This window comes from Pseudomonas sp. P5_B3, assembly GCF_056400405.1.
This window is the reverse complement of record NZ_JBFULI010000002.1, coordinates 44,944-62,468: the sequence shown is the minus strand read 5'-3', so window position 1 is coordinate 62,468 and position 17,525 is coordinate 44,944. Positions and strand designations below refer to the sequence as shown.

14 protein-coding genes are annotated in these 17,525 nt (G+C 61.8%); 7 read left to right on the top strand and 7 right to left on the bottom strand.

Annotation, left to right across the window (positions count from 1 at the left end; all coding sequences use genetic code 11):
* Nucleotides 1-12: 12 nt before the first annotated feature.
* Together thiE and AC1DRN_RS01505 are read right to left on the bottom strand one after the other, a co-directional pair.
* Nucleotides 13-636 (bottom strand): thiamine phosphate synthase, encoded by a 624-nt coding sequence (gene thiE / locus AC1DRN_RS01510; protein WP_223460941.1) that lies wholly within the window; start codon nt 634-636, stop codon nt 13-15.
* A 31-nt stretch (nt 637-667) separates the two neighbouring features.
* The gene (locus tag AC1DRN_RS01505) at nt 668-1,465 is read right to left on the bottom strand and encodes a hydroxymethylpyrimidine/phosphomethylpyrimidine kinase (RefSeq protein WP_223460943.1); all 798 of its coding nucleotides are present in this window, start codon (nt 1,463-1,465) and stop codon (nt 668-670) included.
* A gap of 282 nt (nt 1,466-1,747) precedes the next feature.
* Here AC1DRN_RS01505 and AC1DRN_RS01500 point away from each other — a divergent pair, with 282 nt between their 5' ends.
* The 4 genes from AC1DRN_RS01500 to AC1DRN_RS01485 all read left to right on the top strand — a co-directional run bounded on the left by AC1DRN_RS01500 (nt 1,748) and on the right by AC1DRN_RS01485 (nt 8,246).
* Nucleotides 1,748-4,132, top strand: coding sequence for a hybrid sensor histidine kinase/response regulator (locus AC1DRN_RS01500; RefSeq protein WP_223460945.1), 2,385 nt, complete (start codon nt 1,748-1,750; stop codon nt 4,130-4,132).
* Between the two features lie 74 nt (nt 4,133-4,206).
* Nucleotides 4,207-5,856, top strand: coding sequence for an acyl-CoA dehydrogenase family protein (locus AC1DRN_RS01495; protein WP_223460947.1), 1,650 nt, complete (start codon nt 4,207-4,209; stop codon nt 5,854-5,856).
* A gap of 183 nt (nt 5,857-6,039) precedes the next feature.
* Nucleotides 6,040-7,539 carry an AMP nucleosidase gene (gene amn, locus AC1DRN_RS01490; RefSeq protein WP_477786611.1) on the top strand — a complete coding sequence of 500 codons (1,500 nt, stop codon included), beginning with the start codon at nt 6,040-6,042 and terminating at the stop codon, nt 7,537-7,539.
* Nucleotides 7,540-7,610: 71 nt separating this feature from the next.
* Nucleotides 7,611-8,246, top strand: coding sequence for a pseudouridine synthase (locus AC1DRN_RS01485; protein ID WP_223460952.1), 636 nt, complete (start codon nt 7,611-7,613; stop codon nt 8,244-8,246).
* Here the strand turns inward: AC1DRN_RS01485 and AC1DRN_RS01480 are convergent.
* Both AC1DRN_RS01480 and AC1DRN_RS01475 read right to left on the bottom strand, forming a co-directional pair.
* Nucleotides 8,241-8,450, bottom strand: a complete 210-nt coding sequence (locus AC1DRN_RS01480) for a DUF2788 domain-containing protein (RefSeq protein WP_003228500.1) — start codon at nt 8,448-8,450, stop codon at nt 8,241-8,243. The genes AC1DRN_RS01485 and AC1DRN_RS01480 overlap by 6 nt on opposite strands.
* Before the next feature lie 214 nt (nt 8,451-8,664).
* Nucleotides 8,665-9,144 carry an Lrp/AsnC family transcriptional regulator gene (locus tag AC1DRN_RS01475; protein ID WP_007937367.1) on the bottom strand — a complete coding sequence of 160 codons (480 nt, stop codon included), beginning with the start codon at nt 9,142-9,144 and terminating at the stop codon, nt 8,665-8,667.
* Between the two features lie 450 nt (nt 9,145-9,594).
* Between AC1DRN_RS01475 and AC1DRN_RS01470 the strand changes: the two genes are divergently transcribed.
* A complete protein-coding gene (locus tag AC1DRN_RS01470) occupies nt 9,595-10,632 on the top strand; it encodes a DUF6515 family protein (protein ID WP_223460954.1) in 1,038 nt (345 codons plus the stop codon).
* Here the strand turns inward: AC1DRN_RS01470 and AC1DRN_RS01465 are convergent.
* The gene (locus AC1DRN_RS01465; RefSeq protein ID WP_223460957.1) at nt 10,626-11,522 is read right to left on the bottom strand and encodes a cation diffusion facilitator family transporter; all 897 of its coding nucleotides are present in this window, start codon (nt 11,520-11,522) and stop codon (nt 10,626-10,628) included. The genes AC1DRN_RS01470 and AC1DRN_RS01465 overlap by 7 nt on opposite strands.
* Nucleotides 11,523-11,563: 41 nt before the next feature.
* Nucleotides 11,564-11,983 carry a hypothetical protein gene (locus AC1DRN_RS01460; protein ID WP_007990667.1) on the bottom strand — a complete coding sequence of 140 codons (420 nt, stop codon included), beginning with the start codon at nt 11,981-11,983 and terminating at the stop codon, nt 11,564-11,566.
* Between the two features lie 361 nt (nt 11,984-12,344).
* Here AC1DRN_RS01460 and hrpB point away from each other — a divergent pair, with 361 nt between their 5' ends.
* Nucleotides 12,345-14,861 carry an ATP-dependent helicase HrpB gene (hrpB, locus tag AC1DRN_RS01455; protein ID WP_223460959.1) on the top strand — a complete coding sequence of 839 codons (2,517 nt, stop codon included), beginning with the start codon at nt 12,345-12,347 and terminating at the stop codon, nt 14,859-14,861.
* 9 nt (nt 14,862-14,870) lie between these two features.
* Here hrpB and AC1DRN_RS01450 read toward each other — a convergent pair whose 3' ends face one another.
* Nucleotides 14,871-15,800, bottom strand: coding sequence for a LysR family transcriptional regulator (locus AC1DRN_RS01450; protein WP_223460961.1), 930 nt, complete (start codon nt 15,798-15,800; stop codon nt 14,871-14,873).
* 226 nt (nt 15,801-16,026) lie between these two features.
* On the opposite strand from AC1DRN_RS01450, the gene AC1DRN_RS01445 reads away from it, so the two are divergent.
* Nucleotides 16,027-17,517, top strand: a complete 1,491-nt coding sequence (locus AC1DRN_RS01445) for an aldehyde dehydrogenase (RefSeq protein ID WP_223460963.1) — start codon at nt 16,027-16,029, stop codon at nt 17,515-17,517.
* Nucleotides 17,518-17,525: the final 8 nt, after the last annotated feature.

Here is a 17,525-nt window from a genome sequence, read left to right as displayed (position 1 = left end):
CGGGCTCTCAAATCAGATTTTCAGTAGTTCGTTGAAGGCGCGGGCGCGGCGGGTCACTTCGACCGTGCTCTCGGCGCCAAACAGGCCATGCACCACCGCCAGCAGATCGACGCCATGGGCCACCAGCGGGGCAGCGTTATCCAGGGTGATGCCGCCGATCGCGCAGATCGGCAAGTGCAACTGCTTGCGGGCCTGGTCGAGCAGGTCGAGGCTGCAGGTCGGCGCGCCGGGCTTGGTGTTCGAATTGAAGAAGCGGCCGAAGGCGACGTAGCTGGCACCTTCTTTGGCAGCCTGTTCGGCCAGTTCGAGCTGCGCGTGGCAGGTTGAACCGATGATCGCCTGACGCCCGAGCAGTGCACGGGCCGGAGTCAGTGGGCCATCGGTCTGGCCCAGGTGTACGCCCACGTTCAGGCGTGCCGCCAACTCGGCGTCATCGTTGATGATCAACTGCGTCTTGTAACGTTCGCACAACTCGCGCAAGGCTTCGGCCTCACGCAGGCGGCGGGCGTCGTCACTGCTCTTGTCGCGGTATTGCAGCAAGGTGACGCCGCCTTCCAGCGCCGCCTCCACGTACTTGAGCAACTTACCGTCCAGCAAATGGCTGTCGGTAATGGCGTACAGGCCACGTAGTTTCATCGGGCAAGCCTCACCGCATTACAAATAGAAGTTACGAACAGAAATCCAGTGGCAAACGGCGCGGCACAAACTGGCCTTTGCCCAACTGCTCGGCATCACGCAGGGTGCGCCAAGTGTAGTTAAGCGCGGTCTGTACGGCACTGGCGAGGTTTTCGCCCTGGGCCAGACGACCGGCCAGCGCACTGGCCAGGGTGCAGCCGGAACCGTGATAGCTGCCCGGCAAGCGCTGGCAGGTAAAGGTTTCGCGCTGGCCGTCGCGGCTGTACAGGCGATTGTGGATTTCGGTTTCGTCGCCATGGCCGCCGGTGATCAGCAGGTGTTTGACGAACGGCAGCAGTTTTTCAGCGCACTCGTCCGCAGTGCCTTCAGGCAGTTCGGCGAGGATCCGGGCTTCGGGAAGGTTGGGGGTCGCAATGATCGACAAGGGCAGCAGGCGTTCGCGCATGGCATAGCCGACTTCGTCCTTGCCCAGGCGTCCGCCGCCGCCGGCGCGCAGCACCGGGTCGCAGACCACCGGCAAGTGCGGATGCGCCGAAAGCAGTTCGACCACGGTGTCGACCATTTCCAGGGAACCGAGCATGCCCAGTTTGACCGCCGCGACTTCGGAGTCGTTGAGCACGGCATTGGCCTGGGCCAGTACCCACTCACGGTCGAGGACGCGGAAGTCAGTGACATTGACGGTGTCTTGCACGGTCAGGGCGGTGACGGCCGGAGCCGCATGGCAACCCTGAGCTAGCAGGGCTTCGATATCTGCCTGCAAGCCGGCGCCACCACTTGGGTCGTGGCCGGAGAGACAGAGGACAACGGGGCGAGAGCTGTAGATATTCATGGTGCGCGAGCTTACCACCAAACAACGTTTTTCGGGTGTAGCGACATCCAGTCCGGCTGTTCCCTCGCCACAGTGATTTGCCTGCCTCTGAATGTGTTCTGGTGATGTTGCTGAAACGCCCGTCCTAGAGCCTTTGTAGGAAAAATTTCAATGGTGCTTAATGGCTATCAACGGCTATGCTAGAGTGGATCCAAACCAATAACAGGTAATACCGGTTTTACGTCTGCTCAAAAGGAATGGGGGGCTTCCTGACAGAACCGGACAGGCCACGCTGGGGCTTCAATGCACTATTTGCTGATGTTGCTGTTGTGTTTGCCCCTCCTGGCAAACGCCGTCGAGTTCGATGAGTTCACTCAAAGCCTCCCCTTGGGCCGAACCCTGCAGGTCTACGAGGACGCAGGTGGTCAGGCGACCATCGCGGATATCCGTGCGCAAGCGGCGGCCGGCAACTTCAAATCGCACCAAAAAGACACGCTCAACGCCGGGTACTCGCGTTCGGTATTCTGGCTGAAAATCGACCTGCATTTCCGTCCGGCCAATCCGGCGGCGCAACGGACCTGGCTGCTGGAATTGGCCTATCCGCCCCTCGATCATCTCGATCTCTATTTGCCCGATGCGGCCGGCAACTATCAGTTGGTCAGGCAGACCGGCGATGCCTTGCCGTTCGCCAGCCGCGAGATTCGTCAGAACAACTATTTGTTCGACCTGACGTTCAAACCTGACCAGGCCGAAACCGTATTCTTGCGATTGCAAAGCGAAGGTTCGATCCAGGCACCGGTAACCTTGTGGTCGAGCACCGCCTACCTCGAAGATCAGCCTGTGCGCCTCTACGTATTGGGGCTGATCTACGGCGTGCTGCTGGGGATGCTGGTCTACAACCTGTTCATCTACCTCAGCGTGCGCGACACCAGTTACCTCTACTACATCTTCTATATCGCCTCGTTCGGCTTGTATCAGCTGTCGGTAAACGGTGCGGCTGTGCAGTATTTCTGGCCGGACAACCCTTGGTGGGCCAACGCCGCGACGCCGTTTTTCATCGGCTGTGCGGGTTTGTTCGGCAGTCAGTTCGCCCGCAGTTTCCTGCAAATGGCTACCCACAGTCGCTGGCTTGACCGCTTGTTGCAGGCGCTGGTTGCGTTCGGTGCGCTGGTGGTCGGACTGTCGTTGATGAGCAGTTACGCCCTGGCCCTGCGGCTGGCCACGGCGCTGGCGCTGACGTTCACCGTGGTGATTTTTGCCGCCGGGATCTTTGCCTGGCTGCGGGGCCTGCGGGTGGCGCGGTATTTCATTATTGCCTGGTCGGCGTTTTTGCTCGGCGGCATCGTCAATACGCTAATGGTGCTGGGCTACCTGCCGAACGTGTTCCTGACCATGTATTCCAGCCAGATCGGCTCGGCCATCGAAGTGGCGTTGCTGTCCCTGGCACTGGCCGACCGCATCAACGACATGCGCGAGCAGCAGGCACAAACCCTGTTCGACGCCAGCCAGAAGCTTGAAGTGCTCAACCAGCAACTGGCTTGCAGTAACAAGCTCAAGGACGAGTTCCTTGCCACCCTGACCCACGAACTGCGCACGCCGATGAACGGCGTGATCGGTTCGCTGGAGCTGATGCAGACGGTCGAAATGGACCCGGAGCTCGAGCAGTATCAGCTGACGGCTGCGGGATCGGCGCGGGACATGATGCGCATGGTCAACGGCATCCTCACCCTCACCGAACTGCAGGCCGGCAAACTCAAGGCCTCGGCCGACACCTTCAGCTTGCGCGGCATGGTCGAGGCATTGCGCATGCAGTTCGAGGGCAACGCATCAAGCAAGTCGCTGGACTTCAAGGTCGATGTCGCGCCAGGTGTGCCGGATCGTTTGCACGGCGACAACGTCAAGATTGCGCAGTGCCTGGAATGTCTGCTGGATAATGCCATCAAGTTCACCAGGATCGGCGGCCTGGCCCTGCGGGTGACCGGCAAGGCCATTGAGCCCGACCGGCTGGCGTTGACCTTTGCGGTGATCGATACGGGCATTGGCTTCACTGATTTGGGGGAGGCCACGATGTATCAACGGTTCTTCCAGCTCGATGGCTCGATGACCCGTGAGTACGGTGGCCTGGGTGTTGGCCTGGCGATTTGCCGACAGTTGGTCGAATTGCTGGGTGGACGCCTGACGCATCGCACCGAGCCAGGACGCGGCAGCCGGTTTCAGCTGGATGTGGAAGTCGGGCTGCCGGTGGCCGAACGTCCGGTGATGCCGTTGATGCCCCGGGATTTTCCGCGCCTGCGCTTGCCTCAGGATTGTGCCGTGCTGTTGGTGGATGACAACAGTATCAGCCAGTTGGTGATGCGCGGCATGTTGCTCAAGCTGGGCTTTCGCGTACGTACGGCCGACGGAGCCGATGTTGCACTCGATCTCTTGCAGCGCGAAGTGTTTGACGCGGTACTGGTCGATTGTCAGTTGCCGCTGCAGGGCGGTGAGCCGGTGTGCTGCCAGATCCGCGCGTTACCCGGTTATGCCGAACTGCCGCTGTTCATGATGGCCCTGGGCGGCGACCGTGAGCGCTGCCCGACCGGCGCGGTAATTGATCACTTGAACAAACCGGTGAAATTCGAAGACTTGCAGGCCGCCCTCTACCGCCGCGTGCTCTGCTCGCAACAGGGTGAAAGCGCCGACAGTTAGGCGGATATGACACTTTGATCGGCCGAGGGGCGGTGCTTAACTGAAGTCCCTTGGCCGACCAAAGGAGCCCTGTCATGAACCTGCATCAGTTCGCCGAAACCCACGAAGTCACCAACCAGCCACCGTCACTGGACGGCGCCAACCTGTACCGCATCGACTTGCCGTTGCAGGAATGGTCGCGGCGGTTCGGGGCCGGTTGGGCCGAATCGCGGATCGACGCCTACGGCGCGCTGGCCGGTGGCCCGTTGATGGAAGCCGGGTTCCTGGCCAATCAGAACAAGCCGGTGTTCAACAGCCATGACCGGTTTGGTCATCGCATCGACCTGGTGGAATTTCATCCGGCCTATCACCAATTGATGCGCACGGCGGTCGAGCACGGCCTCACCTCGCTGCCCTGGGCGCACCCGCAGGACGGCGCCCATGTTGCCCGCGCTAGCATGTCGTATCTGCACAGCCAGGCCGAAGCCGGCAGCGGCTGCCCGCTGACCATGACTTTCGCCAGCGTTCCAGCCATGCGCCTGCAACCGGACCTGGCGGAAAAGTGGCTGCCGAAAATCCTCGCTACCGAATACGACCCGCGCAACGTCGGCATGGCCCACAAGGCCGGGGTCACCATCGGCATGGCCATGACCGAGAAACAGGGCGGCACCGATGTGCGGGCCAATACGACCAAGGCGTATCCGGTCGGTGCCAGCGGTCCGGGCCAGGCCTATGAGCTGGTGGGGCACAAGTGGTTTTGTTCGGCGCCGATGTGCGACGCCTTCCTGACCCTGGCGCAGACCGACAAGGGCCTGACCTGTTTCCTGTTGCCGCGCCATCGTCCGGACGACACGCGCAATCAGTTCTACATCCAGCGCCTGAAGAACAAGCTCGGCAACTGCTCCAACGCTTCCAGCGAAGTGGAGTTCCGTGGCGCACTGGCGTGGATGGTCGGTGAAGAGGGCCGGGGTGTTCCAACGATCATCGAAATGGTCGCCATGACCCGCTTCGATTGCATGGTCGGCTCCAGTTCTCTGATGCGCCAGGCGCTAACCCAGGCCAGTCATCACTGCGCTCACCGTTCGGTTGGCGGCAAACTGCTCAGCGAGCAGCCGTTGATGCAGAACGTGCTGGCGGATCTGGCTCTGGAAAGCGAAGCCGCCCTGGCCTTGAGTCTGCGCATGGGGCGGGCGCTGGATCATCTGGATGATTCGCAGGAAGCGAAATTCGCCCGGCTGGTGACGGCGGTGGGCAAGTACTGGATCTGCAAACGTGCCCCCGGGATGATCAACGAAGCCGCTGAATGCATGGGCGGTGCCGGTTATGTCGAAGACAGCATCCTGCCGCGCCTCTACCGCGAAGCGCCAGTGAATTCGACCTGGGAAGGTTCCGGCAACGTGCAGTGCCTGGACGTGCTGCGTGCCCTGTCGAAAGAGCCGGGCGTGCTCGATGCGTTGTTCAGCGAGTTGGGCGATGGCCATGGCGACAAGCGCCTGGCTGCGCATATCAATCAATTGCAGGCGGCCTTCAAGGACACCAGCGACATTCAGTACCGTGCCCGGCAGTTGACGGAGGACATCGCCTTGGGGTTGCAGGCGAAGTTGTTGCTGGAAGCCGGGAATGTGGTGGTCAGTGATGCGTTTATTGCCAGCCGTCTGGATGGTGGTGGCCGAGTGTACGGCGCATTGCCACGCGGCCTGGACGTGGAAGCCATTGTCGCTCGCTCGACCCCGCAAGCACTGTAGAGAACCTGTAGGAGCGAGCCTGCTCGCGATGACGGAGTAACATTCAACATTTGTGTTGGCTGATACACCGCTATCGCGAGCAGGTCGGATCGCCGCACCGTCGCTCCTACAGTTGTTCTGTGTATACCGCAATGATGCATTGCCAACACGCCACTGTTCCCGTGAAGCGACGATGCAGGCAAGATGAAGGTCTGCAAGTCAGAACACAGGATGCTGATCGTGACCGAAGCTTTTATTGTGGTTCAAACCGCCGAGCAAGCCGTGGACCGGCTTGCACTCTTGCACAATCGTGCAACCACCGCGCTGAGCCAGGCGCTCAAGCGCTACCTCAAGGACCGCGTCGAGCCCGATGCCGAACAGCGCTCGATGTTCCGCTATCCCGAATTGCGCTTGACCTACCTATGCCAGGGCGAAGTCCCGCAGACCACTCGCGCTTACGCCAAGGTTCAGTTGCCGGGCACTTACAGCGTCACCGTCACTCATCCGTCGGCTTTCCGTAAATACCTGCTGGAACAGCTCGTTCCGCTGATGCACGACTTCACCGTGACAGTGGAGGTCGGTGTCAGCCAGCAGAACATCCCGTATCCGTATGTGGTCGAGCAGGGCGATGAACTGGCTGGCTCCGGCGTCACTGCCGCCGTGCTGGCGCGGGTGTTCCCGAGCACTGACCTGTCGGCGGCGACCGACGGCATTGCAGACGGTTTGTACGATTGGGAAAACACCGATCCGCTGCCACTGGCCCTGTTCGATGCCGCCCGGGTGGATTTTTCCCTGCGCCGGCTGGTGCATTACACCGGCAGCGACTGGCGGCATGTGCAGCCGTGGATTCTGCTGACCAACTATCACCGCTACGTCGACCAATTCATCGTTCATGGCCTGGAGCAACTGCGCACAGACCCGCGTTTTGTGCGCATGGTCCTGCCGGGCAACGTGATCATCGAAAAAAGCATGGACCACGACGAAGCCGCGGCAATTGCTGCCGGTGTGGTCTGGCACCGCTACCAGATGCCGGCCTATCACCTGATCGCCAGTGACGGCCACGGTGTGACCCTGGTCAACATCGGTGTCGGCCCGTCCAACGCCAAGAACATCACCGACCACCTGGCCGTGCTGCGCCCGCATTGCTGGCTGATGATCGGCCACTGCGGCGGCCTGCGTCAGTCGCAGACCATTGGCGATTACGTGCTGGCCCACGCCTACATGCGGCGCGACGGGATTCTCGACCGGGTGGTGCCGCCGAACATTCCGATTCCGGCATTGGCCGAAGTGCAGCTCGCGCTTCAGCAGGCGGCGGCGAACATCACCGGCGAGAAGGGCGACGAACTGAAGAAGCGCMTGCGTACCGGCACCGTGCTGACCTACGACGACCGTAACTGGGAACTGCGCTGGGCCCAGGAACGGCCGCTGATCAACCTGTCCCGTGCCGTGGCGGTGGACATGGAAAGCGGCACCATCGCTGCCCAGGGTTATCGTTTGCGGGTGCCGTACGGCACGTTGCTGTGTGTCTCGGACAAACCGCTGCACAGCGAAATCAAGCTGCCGGGCTCGGCCAACGCCTTCTATGAGCGCGCGGTCAGCCAGCACTTGAAGATTGGTATCGAGGCTGTAGATCTGTTGCGCACAGAGCTCAACTCGCTGCACTCGCGCAAACTGCGCAGCTTTGACGAGCCGCCGTTCCGCTGATCGTTATCATGGTCATTTGACGGTCAGGCCACTAGCATAGTGAGCCCTGACCGTTAGATGCTCTCTTTGCCATGTCCCGTCCTCAACGCCCCGTTTCCCGCCGCCCTGGCGTGAAACCCTCTGCTTCAGCCCCGCGCCGTGTCGCCAAGGCACCGCCGACCGAGCCGAAACTGATCCTGTTCAACAAACCCTTCGATGTGCTGACGCAATTCAGCGACGGCGAAGGGCGCGCGACCCTCAAGGATTACATCGAAGTACCGGGCATCTATCCGGCGGGACGGCTGGATCGCGACAGCGAAGGCTTGTTGCTGCTGACCAACGACGGTCAGCTTCAGGCGCGGATCGCCGACCCGAAACATAAGCTGGCCAAGACCTATTGGGTACAGGTCGAGGGTGAACCGAGCGCCGAACAGTTGCAGCGCTTGCGTGACGGCGTCGAGTTGAATGACGGCATGACCTTGCCCGCCGAGGCGCGGCAACTGGACGAACCCGAGTTGTGGCCGCGCAATCCGCCGGTGCGCTTTCGTAAAAGCGTGCCGACCAGTTGGCTGGAGTTGGTGATTCGCGAAGGGCGCAACCGCCAGGTGCGGCGCATGACCGCTGCGGTGGGTTTGCCGACGTTGCGCCTGGTACGGGTCAGAATCGGTGACTGGACGATCGAAGGGCTCGATCAGGGCCAGTGGAAAGAAGTACCGGCGCGCTTATAAGGCGCCGGATTCGATCAGGCCGATCACCACGCTCTTGATGATGAACGCCGCTACGCCCAGGCCCAACACGAAAAACAGAATGAACGAGCCGAAGCGCCCGGCCTTGGACTTCTTCGCCAGATCCCAGACGATGAAACCCATGAAAATGATCAGGATGCTGACCAGACCGGTCATCATCCACTCTTCGAAAACGGCAGGATCCATCGAACATCTCCAGCGCGGGCGTGGCTAAAAGGGCGCGGGGCAGTATACGCCTGCGCGGGTTCGCGCTGTATTGACCTGCGTCGGTGTGTCGCAGTCATTCGTCGCCTGTGCCGGCCCTATCGCGAGCAAGCTCGCTCCCACAGGTTTTGTATGGATCGCGATAGTGCGGTCAACACAAAACCTGTGGGAGCGTGGCTTGCCCGCGATGGGTCCCTCAGCTACGCAGATGAGTCAAAGGTAGTTCGGTGCTGTTCAACACCTGGTTCAACACAAAACTCGAACGCACGCTGGTCACCCCTTCAATCCGCGTCAGATGTCCCAGCAGCAGTTTCTGGTAGTGATCCATGTCCGGCACCACGACCTTGAGTTGATAGTCGGCATCCATTCCGGTCACCAGGCTGCATTCGAGCACTTGGGGCAGGGTGCGGATGGCCGCTTCGAAGTTTTCGAAACGCTCCGGCGTGTGACGGTCCATGCCGATCAGTACGTAGGCCGTCAGGCTCAGGCCGAGCATTTTACGGTCGAGCAGGGCAACCTGGCGGGAAATGTAGCCGTCGTCTTCCAGTTGCTTGACCCGCCGCGAGCATGGCGAAGGCGACAGGCCGATGCGTTCGGCCAGCTCCTGGTTGGAGATGCGTGCGTCGCGCTGCAATTCCGCCAAAATACTCAGGTCGTAACGGTCGAGCTTGCTCATCAAACGGTCCTTTGTCGTAACTATTGCGGAGGATTATGTATCCGTGGTTAAAAATTGCGCAAGTGATGTTTAATTCAGCAATCTTCGCAATCCTCTGCCGGCGCTCCCGGCCTATTCTTATCACCAGAATCACTGCTCGGACAAACAGTCCAGTGCGGCTCGCCCAATCAGGCCCGCCGCGGTCGCCACCCCCACCGGGGATGTGCCGGCCCCCGAGCTACACACTGTCCAGAAGACGGCGTGAGGTGAGCCGGCGCCACAAGCGTCGAGCCAGGACGAAGTTCTCTAAGGGGAGGCCGACGGGTCTCCCCTTTTTCTTGCGTGGAATTTGCTGCCGTGAATTAAAGCGCGGCCCTCAATAAATAAGTTGCGTGACAGATAACCTGTAGCAGAACCGGCCACTGCTTTCCCAGTCTTATGTACAGGCCCTAGCACGCAATGAGGAAAAGCATGAAGTCGCGCATCTGGCGTTTGGCCGGCGTTGGTTTGCTGTGTGTCAGTGTCACCGCGCAAACGATGGCCGATGAGCCACAAAACCATGACCGTGATGGCGGGCAACACGGCCAGGGCGGGCATCAGGGTGACAATCAGGGCCATGGGGGCAACAACCAGCCGCGCCCGCAAATCAGCCAGCCGCAGAACGAGCCCCGTGCGCAGAACAACGACAACCGCCACGACGAGCACAACGGCCAGAATCAGCATCAGAACAACGGCCAGTGGCAGAACCGTCCAGTGCCGGATTTCAACAGCCGGGTTCGCTCGCCACCACCACCGCCGCAGTTGCCGGCCACTGACATGCCGATCCAGCCCCGTCCCGACACCGTGCGCCAGACCCAGCAGCCGCAGCGTGGTTACTACCAGGACCAGCCGCGTCGCAATAACTACAACCAGCGCTGGAATGGCTACACAGTCGCACCGTCCTATGACAATCACATGCAGGGGCGCTCGAGTGGATACGGTAACGGCTGGGGGCCAGGTCCCAGGTATCGCCCCGGCCAGATGATCGACCGCTTCCCCGAACGCCACTTGCGCGTGCCTTACCGTGGCATGGATTACTACTATTCCGGCGGTTACTGGTATCGCCCGCTCGGCCCGCGCTATGAAGTGGTGAAGCCACCGCGCGGGATTCGCGTCAGATACCTGCCCGATTACGCCCAGCAAGTGTTCATCGGCGGGGCACTGCTGTTCCTTGCGGCCGGTTCGTATTACGCCTATGAGGAAAGCACTCAGGACTACGTCGTGGTCGAGCCGCAGGTTGGCGAACCACCGGCCGGCAGCAATGGTTATGACGTGGAGGCGTATCCGGCCAACGGTCAGTCGACGGAGCAGGTCGGTCGGGATGGCTACGAGTGTTATCAATACGCGGTGCAGCAGAGTGGTTTCGATCCACGAACCGCTACCTACCAGCCAGACCCGTCGGTGGTGCAAGCCTACCGACAGGCCCAGGGCAACTGCCTGAGCAGTCGCGGTTATCAGGTGAATTACTGAGCCCGGGCGGCTTTCACCACTTCCCGCGGGTCGGCGTGCACCAGCACTTCGGCGCGTGGGTAGGCGTTGTGAATGGCCGCGGCAGCCTGATCGCTGATGCCGTGGGCGACTGACAGCGTCAGTTCCCCCGGCAACTCCAGATGCAACTGCACAAACCACTGGTTGCCGGAGATCCGCGTACGCAAGTCATGGGCACCCAACACACCGGGTACGCTGCACGCCAATTCCAGCATGTGCTGGCTGACATCCGGCGGCAGTTCTTCATCCATCAACACCGCAAAACTCTCCCGGGCGATCCGCACTGCGCTCCAAAAGATATAAGCGGCGATGCCCAGGCCAAACCAGGCGTCGACCTGATCCCAGCCAAACCCGGCCAGTACCAGCGCCAGCAGAATGCTGCCGTTGAGCAACATGTCCGAACGGTAATGCAGCGAGTCGGCACGCACCGCGTTGGAGCCGGTAGCCTTGACCACCCGATGTTGCAACATCAGCAAGGCCAGGGTCAGGGCGAGCGAGAACACAATCACACCGATGCTGATCCACGGCGCGCCGACCGGTTCGGGATGTTTCAGCCGATCAAAGGCCTGCATTGCAATCAGTACCGCACTGCCGCCAATGAACAACGCCTGGGCCATGCCCGACAACGACTCGGCCTTGCCGTGGCCGTAGCGATGATCGTCGTCGGCCGGACGCAGGGCGTAATGCACCGCCAGCAGGTTGAGCAATGAGGTGACGCCGTCGAGTGCCGAGTCGGTGAGCCCGGCGAGCATGCTCACCGAGCCGCTCAGCCACCAGGCAATGGCTTTGGCGACGATCAGGGTGCACGCCACCGCCACCGAGGCACGGGTCGCCAGCCGCAGCAGGCGGGCGTGTTCGGAGCTGGAGGTCATAGTGGCCATCGTTACTTGAAGAGTCCTTTTGCGCGCAGGGATTATGCGGCGGGTTGCAGGCCGAACATCGCCAGTTGCTGAGTGCTGCCTTTGCTCTGGATCAGGCGTGGATCGTCCAGCGGGAAGCTGCGGCCCAGTTCGCTTTCCAGAATAGTCTGTAACTTGCGGTTATCGACTTTGCCGTCGGGGCCGATGGCGTCCTTGAGTTTTTGCGGGTCGACCTGGGCGGTCTTGCCCGGTTCGAAGTAAATCGCGCCGGTGGCGAAGTCCACGGCAAACGCGATCAGGCCGGGGATGATGTAGAACAGCAGGCCAACGGCGTCGAGCGCGGCGATGGCCGGGTCGATCTTGCCTTCGATCTGGCCACGGCGATCGGGGTAGAAGATCGATCCGCAGGCGGTCACTTGAGTCAGCAAGGTTGCGACCAGAACACCGCCAATCAGGCGAAAGGGAGCACGCATATGAAATCTCCTGGGTAATCTCGAAACGAAACGTCGTCGGTATGAATTAGGACCGTGATTAACGCCACGCAGTTCGCCGTTATACTCGCGCTGGCAGGGCGTGCCCACAGTAAATTGCGGCCGCGTCTCACCCCTACAGAGATAGTTGAGGATGGACGTTGTTTTTTTCAGTTCAACAACGCGTAACGGCTGACACTTGTAATCGGGGTTCGGCCCTCCGGGCTGAAGCTGTGGACGCGCCATGCTGCGTTGCGGAACTTGGTAAGGAAACGACCCTTACCTGCGTCCCGCGCCTTGCCTGGCACGCCCACAGCTTCAACGCGACTCGCAATTTACTGTGGGCACGCCCTGGGGAGCCAGCATGATTTCTTTGCCGATCGATGAAGTTTTACCCGCCCTGCGTGAAGCCCTCGCTACACGCCACGAAGCCGTGCTCGAAGCGCCGCCCGGTGCCGGTAAGACCACCCGTGTGCCTTTGGCCTTGCTCAACGAGCCGTGGCTGGCCGGGCAGACTATCCTGATGCTCGAACCCCGTCGGTTGGCCGCGCGTGCAGCGGCGGAGCGGCTGGCCAGTGAGCTGGGGGAGAAGGTCGGCGAGACCGTGGGTTATCGCATTCGTCTCGACAGCAAGGTCGGCCCCAACACCCGCATCGAAGTGGTCACCGAAGGCATCCTCACCCGGCGTTTGCAGGATGATCCGGCGCTGGAAGGCGTGGGCCTGCTGATCTTCGATGAATTTCACGAACGCAGCCTCGACGCTGATCTGGCCTTGGCCCTGAGCCTTAATGGCAGGGAGCTGTTCCGGGACGATCAGCCGCTGAAAATCCTCTTGATGTCGGCCACGCTCGAAGGCGAACGTTTGTCCGGGTTGCTCGACGACGCGCCGATCCTGCGCAGCGAAGGGCGCATGTTCCCGGTGGCGATGCGTTGGGGGCGGCCGTTCCAGGCCGGTGAATTCATCGAGCCGCGTCTGGTGCAGACCATCCTTGAAGCCTTGAACGACGAGACCGGCAGCGTGCTGGTGTTCCTGCCGGGGCAGGCGGAAATCCGGCGTGTGCATCAGCAACTGGCGGATGCGTTGGGCGATAATCCACAGGTTCTGTTGTGCCCGTTGCACGGTGAACTGGACCTGGCCGCGCAACGTGCAGCGATTGATCCGGCACCGGCGGGCAAGCGCAAAGTGGTGCTGGCCACCAATATCGCCGAAACCAGTTTGACCATCAACGGCGTGCGCGTGGTGATCGATGCCGGGCTGGCGCGGGTGCCGCGTTTCGACCCCGGCAGCGGCATGACCCGTCTCGACACGCAACGGATTTCCAAGGCCAGTGCGACCCAGCGTGCGGGCCGGGCCGGGCGACTGGAGCCGGGCGTGTGTTATCGCTTGTGGTCCCAGGACCAGCACGAGCAACTGGCGGCCTACGGCAGTGCGGAAATCCTTTCGGCGGACCTCGCCGGGTTGGCCTTGCAACTGGGACGCTGGGGCGTGACACCGGGGCAACTGGTGTGGCTCGACGTGCCGCCAGCCGCCGCTTATGCACAGGCCCAGGACCTGCTCGAACGCCTGGGGGCGCTGGAGGGTGAAGCGCTGACCCGTCACGGCCAGGCCATGGCCGAACTGCCGGCGCATCCACGCATTGCGCATTTGCTGTTGCGCGGCCAGGCGCTGGGTCTGGCGGACATGGCCTGCGACGTCGCCGCGCTGCTCGGTGAGCGCGATATCTTGCGCGGCTCCGGGGCGGACCTGCACAGCCGACTGGTGCTGTTGTCGGGTGAAGAGCGCGCTGCACGCGGTGCTCAGGGGGGCGTGCAGCGCGCACGGCAACTGGCGCGGCAGTATCGTGGTTATCTGCGGGGCAAAGCGACGGAGCCGGTCAGCGATCCGGATCACCCGCGCTGGCTCGGCGCGTTGCTGGCGCTGGCCTATCCCGACCGCGTCGCCCAACAACGGCGCGCCGGTGGTGCGGAATATCGTTTGGCCAACGGACGTGCCGCACTGTTCGCCGAGGCCGACAGCCTGATGAAGCAACCGTGGCTGGTAATCGCCGATCTGGGCAGTCGCCAGGGCCAGCGTGAGGAGCGGATTTATCTGGCGACGGACTTCGATCCGGCGCTGTTCGATTCAGTGCTGGCCGAGCAGGTGCGCTGCGTCGATCAACTGGATTGGGATGAACGTGAAGGGGTGCTGCGGGCAGAGCGTCAGCGCAAGGTTGGCGAGCTGATCCTCAGCCGCGAGCCACTGACAGGCCTCGACGAAGCCGCCCGCAGCCAGGCGCTGGTGAACCTGGTGCGGCGCAAAGGCCTGGAGCTGTTGCCGTGGACCCCGGAGCTGCGTCAGTGGCAGGCGCGGGTCGCCTTGTTGCGGCAACTGGACCTCGCCGGTAAAGGCGAGAGCGAATGGCCGGACGTCAGCGACGCGGCGTTGCTCAAGAGTCTGGAGCACTGGCTGATGCCGTATCTGGGCAAGGTTTCGCGACTCAGCCACTTCGCCAATCTGGACCTGTCGAGCATCGTCCACAACCTGCTGCCGTGGCCGCTGCCGCAACGGCTTGACGAACTGGCGCCGCATCATTTGAGTGTGCCGTCGGGCTCGTCGATTCGTCTGGACTACAGCGAACAGCCGCCGATTCTGGCGGTGCGTTTGCAGGAGTTGTTCGGCCTGGCGGAAACCCCGCGCATCGCCGGGGGCCGGCAGGTGGTCAAGCTGCATCTGCTGTCACCGGCGCGGCGGCCGGTGCAGGTGACCCAGGACCTGGCCAATTTCTGGCGCAGCACCTACGCCGAGGTGAAGAAGGATCTGAAGGGGCGTTATCCGAAGCATTACTGGCCGGATGATCCGCTGGTGGCGGAGGCGACTGCGCGGATCAAACCGCGCAAGTAATCGCAGCTCCTATGAGGTCTGGGTTGATCTTTCGGATTTCGCCGTGAGTTGTTCGCGGCAATAGTCCGCGAACAACTGCGCCGGCTTGGTCAGTTGCCCACGCTTGAGCCATGCCGCCACCAGCCCCGAACCGGTGACGTCTTCGGCGATGTCCACGCACACCACTTTCTGCCCGTCGTAGGTGCACTCCGAGTGCGGCTTGGTCACCAGAATCGAAAAACCAAAGCCCTGGCCAACCATGCCGCGCACCATCTCGATGGATGGCGAGCTGAAGGCGATGCGTGGGGTCAGTCCGAGCTCATCGAACAGACTGACGAAGTAGGTCCGGCTCGGCTGCACGTCCAGAAGAATCATCGGCTCCAGGCACAGATCCCGCAGCGACACTTGTGCCTGTTGGGCAAAGCGGTGATCCGCCGGTAGTAATGCGTAAGGTCGTTGCGCCGGCATCAGCGGTTCGGTTTCGATGGTGCCGTCCAGATCGTGCTCGTAAAGGATCGCCAGATCGAAGGCACCAGAAGTCAGGCCCTGCACCAGCTCTTGCTGCTCGCCGTCGCGGATGCGGATTTCCACCCCCGGGTACAACGCCGAAAACCCGGCGATCAATTGCGGCAGGTACAGCGGCGCGACGGTTTCGAAGCAGCCAATATCAATCTGCCCGGAGACCACGTCGTTATCGGCCAGGGCGTTTTGTTCGAACTCCCTGGCCATGCGCAACAGTTCCTGGGCCTTGCGATAGAAGCGCGCACCGCTGGGGGTCAACGACACGCCCTGGGCGTGATGGCGGATCAGCAGTTGCACACCGAAGCTGTCTTCCAGCCCTTTGATGGCCGTGGAGATCGAAGGCTGGGCGATGTACAGCTTGCGCGAGGCCTCGGCGACGCTGCCGCATTCGACAGTGGTGATGAAATATTTCAGTTGACGCAGATTGTAGGCAGCCACAGCAAACCTCGGGGGAGAACGGATCAGGCATCCGGGCAATTTGCGCGCCACCCCTATCCGCTCGGGCAGCGATTTGTTGTGGTTGAACAATAACCACATGCTGCACCAGAAGGGAGATTGGCTACGTAGTTTTTTCTTGGCCTGCGAACACATTTTTACTGGTTTTCCACTGCTTGGGCCTGAGCGACTATCCAATACACAAGAATGTCCTCTGGAGCATCTGAACGTGTTCGAGCTTGAGTATTGGCAACGCAAGGCCGCTTCCCTGCGGTTTCCCGACCAGGCTGTGATCAACGGCCAGCGCCGTGCGGCGCAGTCGGGGCAGACTTTCGCCGCGATCAACCCCGCTACCGGGCAATGCCTGGCCAACGTTGCCGCTTGCGGCGAAGAAGACGTGAATGCGGCGGTGCGTAATGCGCGGCAGGTCTTCGAGGCGGGCACCTGGGCGGCGCGCTCACCGACCGAACGCAAGCAAGTGCTGTTGCGCCTGGCCGACTTGATCCTCGAAAACCGTGAAGAGCTGGCACTGCTCGATTCACTGAACATGGGTAAACCAGTCGCCGATGCCTACAACATCGACGTGCCGGGTGCCGCTGGGGTGTTGCGCTGGTACGCCGAAAGCCTCGACAAACTCTACGATCAGGTCGCGCCGAGCGCGCAGAACGTGCTGGCGACCATCACCCGCGAAGCCCTCGGCGTGGTGGCGGCCGTGGTGCCGTGGAATTTCCCCCTGGACATGGCGGCGTGGAAACTCGCGCCGGCCCTGGCCGCCGGCAACTCGGTGATCCTCAAACCGGCCGAGCAGTCGCCGTTTTCCGCCCTGCGTCTGGCTGAGCTGGCGCTGGAGGCGGGTCTTCCTCCAGGTGTACTCAACGTGCTGCCGGGCCTCGGCGAGCAGACCGGCAAGGCTCTGGGCCTGCACCCGGACGTCGATTGCCTGGTGTTCACCGGCTCCACCGAAGTCGGCAAATATTTCATGCAGTACTCGGCCCAGTCGAACCTCAAGCAGGTGTGGCTGGAGTGCGGCGGCAAGAGCGCCAACCTGGTGTTCGCCGATTGCCAGGACCTGGATCTGGCGGCCGAGAAAGCCGCATTCGGCATCTTCTTCAATCAGGGCGAAGTCTGCTCGGCCAACTCGCGATTGCTGGTGCAACGCTCGATTCATGACGAGTTCGTCGACTGCCTCAAGGCCCAGGCCGAGCGCTGGTTGCCGGGGGATCCGCTGGACCCGTCGAGCGCCGCCGGAGCCATCGTCGACAGCCGTCAGACCGCGCGCATCATGAAGTTTATCCAGCAGGCCGAACAGCAAGGCGCGACCAGGATCTGTGGCGGTCGGCAGTCGATTTTCAACGGCTCGGACAACTTCATCCAGCCGACGATTTTCACCGGTGTGACCCCGGATATGCCGCTGTTTCGCGATGAAGTGTTTGGCCCGGTGCTGGCGATTACGCCATTCGACGATGAGGCCCACGCCTTGCACTTGGCCAACGACAGCGTCTACGGCTTGGCGGCCTCGCTGTGGACCGACGACCTCAATCGCGCCCACCGTGTGGCGCGACAATTGCGGGCCGGAACGGTGTCGGTCAATAGCGTCGACGCACTGGACGTGACCGTGCCTTTTGGCGGTGGCAAGCAGTCGGGTTTCGGCCGCGACTTGTCCCTGCATTCATTCGATAAATACACCCAGTTGAAGACCACCTGGTTTCAATTGCGCTGATAACAAAA

Bases quoted from the DNA above. Each gene is read 5' to 3' on its own strand.
- AC1DRN_RS01485 (WP_223460952.1), top strand. From the start codon at position 7,611: ATGTCCCGTCCTCAACGCCCCGTTTCCCGCCGCCCTGGCGTGAAACCC.
- AC1DRN_RS01495 (WP_223460947.1), top strand. From the start codon at position 4,207: ATGAACCTGCATCAGTTCGCCGAAACCCACGAAGTCACCAACCAGCCA.
- AC1DRN_RS01470 (WP_223460954.1), top strand. From the start codon at position 9,595: ATGAAGTCGCGCATCTGGCGTTTGGCCGGCGTTGGTTTGCTGTGTGTC.
- AC1DRN_RS01465 (WP_223460957.1), bottom strand. From the start codon at position 11,522: ATGACCTCCAGCTCCGAACACGCCCGCCTGCTGCGGCTGGCGACCCGT.
- AC1DRN_RS01500 (WP_223460945.1), top strand. From the start codon at position 1,748: ATGCACTATTTGCTGATGTTGCTGTTGTGTTTGCCCCTCCTGGCAAAC.
- AC1DRN_RS01505 (WP_223460943.1), bottom strand. From the start codon at position 1,465: ATGAATATCTACAGCTCTCGCCCCGTTGTCCTCTGTCTCTCCGGCCAC.
- thiE (WP_223460941.1), bottom strand. From the start codon at position 636: ATGAAACTACGTGGCCTGTACGCCATTACCGACAGCCATTTGCTGGAC.
- AC1DRN_RS01460 (WP_007990667.1), bottom strand. From the start codon at position 11,983: ATGCGTGCTCCCTTTCGCCTGATTGGCGGTGTTCTGGTCGCAACCTTG.
- AC1DRN_RS01475 (WP_007937367.1), bottom strand. From the start codon at position 9,144: ATGAGCAAGCTCGACCGTTACGACCTGAGTATTTTGGCGGAATTGCAG.
- hrpB (WP_223460959.1), top strand. From the start codon at position 12,345: ATGATTTCTTTGCCGATCGATGAAGTTTTACCCGCCCTGCGTGAAGCC.
- AC1DRN_RS01480 (WP_003228500.1), bottom strand. From the start codon at position 8,450: ATGGATCCTGCCGTTTTCGAAGAGTGGATGATGACCGGTCTGGTCAGC.